The sequence below is a fragment of the Methylobacterium sp. Leaf88 genome (assembly GCF_001422795.1).
GTDB lineage: Bacteria > Pseudomonadota > Alphaproteobacteria > Rhizobiales > Beijerinckiaceae > Methylobacterium.
Genome location: NZ_LMMK01000055.1, coordinates 45041 through 52569 on the forward strand (window position 1 = coordinate 45041; position 7529 = coordinate 52569).

Sequence of the window (7529 nt, forward strand, 5' to 3'; positions counted from 1 at the left end):
CGCCTCTGCCCGTGCGGTCATCACGGGCACCGACCAAGGCGACTACATCCTCGGTGGCGGCGGCTCCAACTTCATCAAGGGTGGGAGTGGTGACGATGTGATCATTGGCGGCGGCGGGCGCGATTATATCACCGGGGGCGCCGGCAAGGACGTATTCGTCTACACATCCCTGACGAGCGACGGCATCGACCGGATCACGGACTTCACGCAAGGCACAGACCGGATCGATCTGGCAACGCTTGCGGGCGCGCCGCGGTCCGAGTCGGACTGGCAGTGGCTCGGCTCGGAGAGCTTTACGGGTCACGACTGGCAGCTGCGCTACGAGACGAACAACGGCCTCATCACAGTCCAAGTCGACACCGACGGCGACCTGAAAGCTGACTTTAATCTAGACCTCACCGGCACAGTCGCCCTGAATACGAGCGACTTCATCCTGGCTGCGAAAGGGTCTGAGCTTACAACTGTGCCGGCACCCAGTGCATCGACGCCGTCTCCAGTTTCTGCAACTCCCGTTAAGACACCTCTGCCAGCGCCAACCAAGCCGGTCGAACCCGCAACTCCTTCGCCCAGCGCTGATCCGAGCTTGATACTCAAAGCGCCCGTATCAGGTGGTTATGTGACTGGAACGTCCGCCGGTGAACTGATCCTGGGTAGCAGCAAGACTGATGGCCTCAGAGGGGGCGCCGGCGACGATGTGGTGGTTGGTGGGAAAAGCAAGGACATCCTCTACGGAGGAACGGGCCACGATACTTTCCAGTTTGAGAAGCTCAGCGACAGCACCGCTGGGGCGAAAGGTCGAGATTACATCGGCGACTTCACTCAAGGTGAGGACAAACTTGATCTTCACCTAATCGACGCCGATACGCTAACAAGTGCGCACGACGCGTTCACCTGGATCGGAGAAGGCGATTTCACGAAACACGCTGGTGAACTTCGGTTCTACTCGGGCAGCACCGGCGGCCAAGTACAGGCGGACGTAAACGGCGATGGAAAAATTGATTTTGCCATCGACGTGGTAACTAAATTCGTCCTTCACGCCTCTGACTTCGTGCTGTGAACGAAAGCTGAGTTTCAAGCAGTCATCACCTCATCAGAACTTTTGAATTAGAGTGTTTTCCACGATCCCTGAGTCGTTGCGGCGAGGTGAGCGTTGATCCTTGAAGGTTCGTCAGGGAGATCGCCATGGCCCGTGCCTACAGTCACGATCTGCGTGTTCGCGTCCTGGACGCGGTGGGAGCAGGTCTGTCCCGCCGGGCCGCGGCCCTGCGCTATCGGGTCGGCATCGCCACGGTGATCCGCTGGGCTGCGCACGCCACGAGGACAGGGGAGACGCGGGCTCAGCGTCAGGGCCGTCCACCCGGCTCCAAGCTCGACGAGCACGAAGCCTTCCTGTTCGCCCTCATCGTTGAGAAGGACGAACCGAAGGACCGCGCAGCGACATCACGCTTGCCGAGATGCAGGAGCGCCTGCGTACCGAGCGCCGCGTCTCGGTCGGATTGGGTACGCTGTGGCGTTTCTTCGTCCGCCGGGCGGTGACATGGAAAAAAAGTCGGCGCATGCGACCGAGCAGGATCGCCCCGACGTGGCCCAAGCGCGCGAGGCGTGGTTTGCCGCGCAGCCCGACCTCGATCCTGAGCGCCTGATCTTCATCGCTGAGACCGGCCTCTCCACCCGCATGGCGCACCTGCGCGGTCGCTGTGCTCGCGGTCAGCGCCTACGCTCGGGCATCCCGCATGGCCACTGGCTCACGACGACGTTCGTTGCGGGCTTGCGCCTGTCGGGGATGAGCGCGCCCATGGTGCTCGACGGGCCGATGACGCGAGATTGGTTCCTAGCCTACGTCGAGCAGGTGCTCGCACCAACCCTCAGGCGCGGCGACACCGTCATCCTCGACAACCTGCCCGCCCACAAGGGAGCAGCGATCCAGGCCGCCATCGAGGCCAGCGGCGCACGGCTTCGCTTCCTGCCGCCGTACTCGCCCGACTTCAATCCAATCGAGATGGCCTTCGTCAAGCTCAAGGCGCTGCTGCGCAAAGCGGCCGAGCGTACGGTCGATCGGCTCTGGACTGTCGTCGGCAATCTGCTCGACGCCTTCACTCCAGCCGAGTGCGCAAACTACTTCGCTGCCGCCGGTTACGACCCGGAGTAAGTGGAAACCGCTCTAATTCATAGATTGGCAGACTTGAAATGCTAACAGCCTCTCCTAACATGTTTGGATGTCAGGTTTACGATATTTTTTCGTACAGCTACGATTACTGCGAACAACGCTTTGCAGAAGCTGGGAACGTCCGCTCGCAGGCTGCTCGATTTGGCGATGAACCGCGGCCGAAATGGGTAGATTTTCATCAGTCCGATTTCCGTCAGAAAGGGCATGGAAGCAGACGTTCTAAGTGCTTAGTCCTAAAGGTCTTCCTTTTCAGGCGTAAAGCCCACCATCTGTCGGCATATGAACAGTGAAGGCCTTGCCTTCGGAGATCCATCCAGGGCCAGCCGCTCCCTGGTTGATGCTGGCGGTCTCTTCGGAAGATGCCGAGAAGTGATGCTGACCCGTCTGGGTATTATAGAAGCGATCAAGTGTCAGGTGTCCTGGCCCAGCCACATCATTGTATGCTGCGAACGCTACGCCCTCGTAGGTATAATTGGGAATCGTCGCTAGGATGACGTCGCGCTCCGCGACACTGTCCGTCAGGAAGTGCGTTCCCCCCTTCGTATCGAAGAAACGGAAAACGTTGTGGGTATCCGGACCCTTATCGGGTGTTGACCACGCTGCACCCTCGTAATTGAACGTTGGCATGCTTGACTGGATTTGCGCTTTCTCGACTGCGCTTGCCGTGTAGAAATGATTGCCAGTCTGTGTGTCGAAGAAGCGAAAGATTGAATTCAGATGCTCGGGGGCAGCCAAGTCTAAAGCCGCCGGGTAGCTTTGAGCGACTGTCGAGGCTTGCGGCGACGCCGTCGGCTGGACTGATATGGGAGCCTGGACCGGCGCCGTGACCAAATCGGCGTTGTGGACCAAAATGAAATCGCTGGTGCCAACGGCGATCTTGCCGGTGAGTTCGATTTTCAGATCGGCCTTCAGGTTGCCATCTGCATCGACTTCGATCACTGTCGTCGTGCTGGCGTATGTAGAGCGGAACTGCCAAGCATGGCCGGTGAAGCTCTCGGAATCAAGCCATTGCCAGTCGGCGAACGCCTTGGGCGCACCGGCGATGGAGGCCAGATCGATCCGGTCCTGACCTTGAACGAAATCTCCGATGCGGTCGATGCCATCGTCCGACAGGAATTTGTACACGAAGATATCGTTCCCGATACCGCCAGTGATGAAATCTCGCCCGCCGCCGCCCGCGATGACATCGTCGCCGTCCCCGCCTTCGATATAGTTGGAGTCGCTGCCGCCGATGATGTAGTCGTTCTTCGCAGTTCCTTTGATCGCGGCCCCCGGCGCGCTTGCGGAAATCATATTAAGAGTCAATGGGTCGGGCAGAGATCCGGCTGCTTCGAGGCCCGGTGTCGCAGGTCCTCCGGTGGCGTGAAGGTTGTTGGCATAGACCATATCCTTGGGGCGAGAACTCTGCTCGAGCTCGCCGTATTTGCCGTAATCGACGACGTTACCAGTGATCTTCACGCTGCTCACCGAACCGACCTGGGCGGCGGTGTGGGTCTGGGTCGCGCCGTCAGATACGAGGATGCTGTAGCTGCCCCCTAGAATGATATTGTTCTTGACCAGAACGTCCGAAACGTTGCCCATCTCACCGGTGATACGAACGGCATTGTTTGTTTCGGCTGGCGCATCCTCACGGGAACGCCAATCAATGACGTTCTCGGAGATCACGACTGGGCTGATGGTCTTGCCGATCCAGATCGCGTCCGCGTGTGCGCCAGTCGTATATGCCCCCCCGGCAAAGTAGTTCGCGCTGATTGTTCCGCTCTGAATGGAAACTGCATCAGAAGGCGCATCAAGGAACGTGTTATGTGTGATAATTGTATTTTCGCCACGCGAAGTAATAAAATCGACATAACCGACCTTGCTGATCTTCAGGCCGTCGAATGTCGATTGATCGACCGTAAGGTTCTTTGTCCCGGGAAATGCATTGATCGCGTAAATACCGGCTGACGCGTCAAAATACGAATTCTTGATGGTAATGTTGTCGGCTTGGATGTTTATGGAAACACCACGGAAGTCATAGCCATCTAGAATGAGGCCAGGCTTTGTGATGGACAGAACATTTAGGTCTTTGTTGTAGTATGCGCCATCAATCGATACCAAATATTTAAAACTCTTCGTTTGTTCGACGCCAGTGAGGGCGCCAATCTTTGTATGAAAAGCGCCCACACCCGTTATATCAGATATTTTTGCAATTGCAGCGACGTCATTCGCGCTAAGCATAAATTTACCTGATTAATCTATCGCCGGATCGCTTAATGTTTGAGTATTTATCATTGAAGTTAAGTTTTAAAGTGACGTTAAAGGAATTGGTTAAGTTTTTTGTTGGTTGCTGCTTTTATCGTCGAGGAAATAATTGCGCCGATCATAATCAGGCCCGCTGATGTGGGTCGCGGGCAGATCGCTTGTTTCATGGAGAAAGGTCAGGGTCTGCTATCCATCCTGAGCGGTCATTCAAGCCCCCTTCACCAGCATCTCTTGCAAGGGCTACACGCGCATCCCACGCATAGCTCAATGATGTCGGGTATCCGGTGGTTCTCTCTGCGGAAGCAGCCGTGCCGTGCTATGGTTTCAATCAATGTGGGTTCCATCAGTACCTGTTTTGACGGTGGTAAGTACGCGATCCTCTTTGTCACGGGGCTGAGCTCATATTTGCTCATCAACCTCGCGAGGCTTATTGTATCGCCTCAAGGGTCTTCTGAACGTTCACGACCTGTGAGTAGGAGCTATGCGTTGAGGTCTACCCGGTGGTTGAACATAGCAGCGCTGGGCAGCATGCTTGGCTTACCTCCAGTTGTCGCTCATTCAAGTATGCGCCAATTCCTTGAAGGTCGTTGGGTAGGCGACGGTGTTGAAATTCGTGTAGATCAAGACGCAGTTCAAGCAAACGACAGCCCAGATAAGCCATTCGAATGGAGTGCTCTGAATGTACTTGATGTAAATGGAAATATGATCGTCTTTGATATCGGTAAGCGCCGGTACGTTGGCTTGCTTGATGGCGAGCGGATGACAGTTACGATTGCGGGATCAACGGGCTCATATGTGCTGAAAAAAATACATCCTCTATCGAGATTCAAGAATACGCCTTATTGAATTGGTATTTTACTCGCGCTATTTCAATAAATTTGTCTAAATCTGGGATTACTTTGCTTATAAATTATTAGGTTCATCCGCTCAGCTTGTGCATTCTTTATAGAACCGGCCTATAATATGTCATGCAATCGCTGTTGATCTGATGCGCCGGCTTTCGTTGGCTTCGTCAGCAGCTGCGTTTGAAGGGTGTGCAGTGCCACAAGGGTATCTCCGTGGGACGTGATCAGCCCTTGAACCTGGACCGTGTCCTGCCCCTGCAGAACCGTCCCAGGACCCTGGAAACCTGCGCATTTGAGCGTGTTTCCGCCTCGATGACGAAACCGTTGATCCCCATGACCGCGTCGGTCCATTCCGTCTTCACGGGTCGTGCTCGTCACGTTGCGATGCTTTTTGGATCAGTTCCTCCGATCCGCCTCTTCTCTCTCGAAAACCACTTTGGCCATGATGTTCGATTTTTTGAACCCATGTTACCTGATCCAGGCCTGCCACTCGCGGTCGATGATGCGAACCACATTTGGCAGGCTCTTGGCGCCTGACCGGCTGCGTTCTTAGACCTTGACCATGCCGAGGTACCGAGCTTGCCGGATTGCATTCTGGACTGTTGTGCGGGACGCCCTGGCACGGGCTGCAATGGCATCGAGACAGAGGGCGCAGACTTGGCGCGCCTTAGGGCGCCACGATCCGTAATCACTCAGTAGAACAGTGACATCCGGCTTGGGCGCGTTGGTGCGTGCAACGACAGCGAGTAGATCCGCTTCATTCATGTTGCGCGGATGGGCGTGGAAGTCGGTCAGGACCGCAATGCGGAGCTTTTGCGCGACCGGCCAGTTGGCTGGCGTGAAGGAGTAACGGGTTAAGCCGCGTCGGTTCGGCTCAACGGCAGTCGCATAGCCGGCCAGGCTCGGGGGGCTGTAGCAGTGAGTGCCGCTGCGAGGGAGGTTCGAGACAGGATCAAGTGCCGTGTGATCATGGAAGAAAATAGCTCCTCGCCCCTGCAAGCATGATGGCAACTTGCGTTGTCGAGCCACTTTAAAATGTGTGGTTCGCCCTACACCAAGCAGGTCAGTGAGCTGCCGACCGCGCATTATTAGGAAGTAAGAGGATAGAAGTGATGAAAAACGCGATGCCTATCCATCTCGAGAATGCCGTGATCTCTTTTGATCGACCACACAACGCACCCTCTTTCGAGAAGATCTCCTGCAATGGAGAGGGCTTCTTCTTCGCCTTTTAAGGCAAGATGAATCTGGACGCTCGACTCGGCTTCAGAGCTGCCAGCCTCCGAGGCTTCGCTCCACTCAATGGTCCAAGACATCGGTCGCCTCCTGATTTGAACTAATGATTCCACCGGATTTCCGGTCAAAGCAACAAGCTGATCTGCGTAACTTCTCACCGACTTGCTCGCCGGACGAGCAGGATTGCGGTGCGAACGGCGACGCGTTTCAGATGGTCGGTGGCCTCTTTGTTCGCGACGGTCACCTTCGGGGCGTGTCGCAAGCTTGGACATATGGCATGGAAGGGACTCTACCGTCCCCCTTTCACGCTTTGTTCGATTGGGGAAGTCCAAAGTACACCCCGAGCAGCTGGTTCTGCTCACGGACAGTCCACACGTCGGCAAAGCCGAAGCCCTTGCGCAACCAGAGCATGGCCTCAAAGCCCTGGATGGTGCGCCGGGCGGTGTGGAACGAGCGGAAGCCGCAGATCCGGGGCATGTTCTTCTTGATCCGGAAGTAGTCGCTTTCTATGTCCTGCTGCAGATGTTTGGTAACGTAGTGGGCTGGCATGCGAGGTAGCAAGCCCCCCTTGTGGATTTCAGCGATGGCCGTCGGATAGGGACAGGCGCCATCCGTACCGATTCGGTCTGGCGCTATGGCGTGTCATCGCTTGAGCCCATTGAGGGCGGCTGCGAGGCAGAGGACAACCGTGAAGCTGGCGGCGGTCTTCTCGTATCGGGTGGCGATGGCGCGCCATTCCTTGAGCCTGGCCGAGAGGCGCTCGACCCAATTGCGATTGTTGTAAATCCAATCCGAGCAGGCGAGGGGCGCTTCGTGGCGCTGGGGCGGGATCGCGGGTCGTGCGCCCATGTCCCAGAAGTGCTCGCGGAGAGCTTCACCCTCGGAAATGTCCTCCAGGGCCAACGTAGAGCGATTTCAGAAGCCCTTCGGCCGTTCGGCGGGGTTGCCGCTCCGGCCAGACTAGAACCCGGGTTTGGTGTCCGTCACCGCCAGGCCTTATGCCTCAGAGTCCGTCCGGCAGGTCATGAAGCCCCCCCCCC

The 7529-nt window shown here is 56.6% G+C and carries 4 protein-coding genes and 3 pseudogenes; 3 read left to right on the forward strand and 4 right to left on the reverse strand.

What is annotated here, in order from left to right; translation table 11 throughout:
* Positions 1-1057: M10 family metallopeptidase C-terminal domain-containing protein (locus ASF20_RS25325; protein ID WP_200927257.1), on the forward strand; the 1057-nt coding region annotated here is incomplete at its 5' end.
* 125 nt (positions 1058-1182) lie between these two features.
* Positions 1183-2149 (forward strand): annotated as a pseudogene (locus tag ASF20_RS23690) (IS630 family transposase).
* A 267-nt stretch (positions 2150-2416) separates the two neighbouring features.
* On the opposite strand, the gene ASF20_RS21820 reads toward ASF20_RS23690, so the two are convergent.
* Positions 2417-4387 carry a M10 family metallopeptidase C-terminal domain-containing protein gene (locus ASF20_RS21820; RefSeq protein ID WP_082501521.1) on the reverse strand — a complete coding sequence of 657 codons (1971 nt, stop codon included), beginning with the start codon at positions 4385-4387 and terminating at the stop codon, positions 2417-2419.
* Between the two features lie 528 nt (positions 4388-4915).
* Between ASF20_RS21820 and ASF20_RS24325 the strand changes: the two genes are divergently transcribed.
* Positions 4916-5257 carry a hypothetical protein gene (locus ASF20_RS24325; RefSeq protein ID WP_156648159.1) on the forward strand — a complete coding sequence of 114 codons (342 nt, stop codon included), beginning with the start codon at positions 4916-4918 and terminating at the stop codon, positions 5255-5257.
* 1087 nt (positions 5258-6344) lie between these two features.
* Here the strand turns inward: ASF20_RS24325 and ASF20_RS24330 are convergent.
* From ASF20_RS24330 to ASF20_RS21830, 3 genes and pseudogenes are all read right to left on the reverse strand, one after another.
* The gene (locus ASF20_RS24330) at positions 6345-6569 is read right to left on the reverse strand and encodes a hypothetical protein (protein ID WP_156389548.1); all 225 of its coding nucleotides are present in this window, start codon (positions 6567-6569) and stop codon (positions 6345-6347) included.
* A gap of 223 nt (positions 6570-6792) precedes the next feature.
* Positions 6793-7125 (reverse strand): annotated as a pseudogene (locus tag ASF20_RS21825) (DDE-type integrase/transposase/recombinase); the annotation flags it as partial.
* A gap of 6 nt (positions 7126-7131) precedes the next feature.
* Positions 7132-7356: pseudogene (locus tag ASF20_RS21830) on the reverse strand (transposase); the annotation flags it as partial.
* Between the last annotated feature and the right edge of the window lie 173 nt (positions 7357-7529).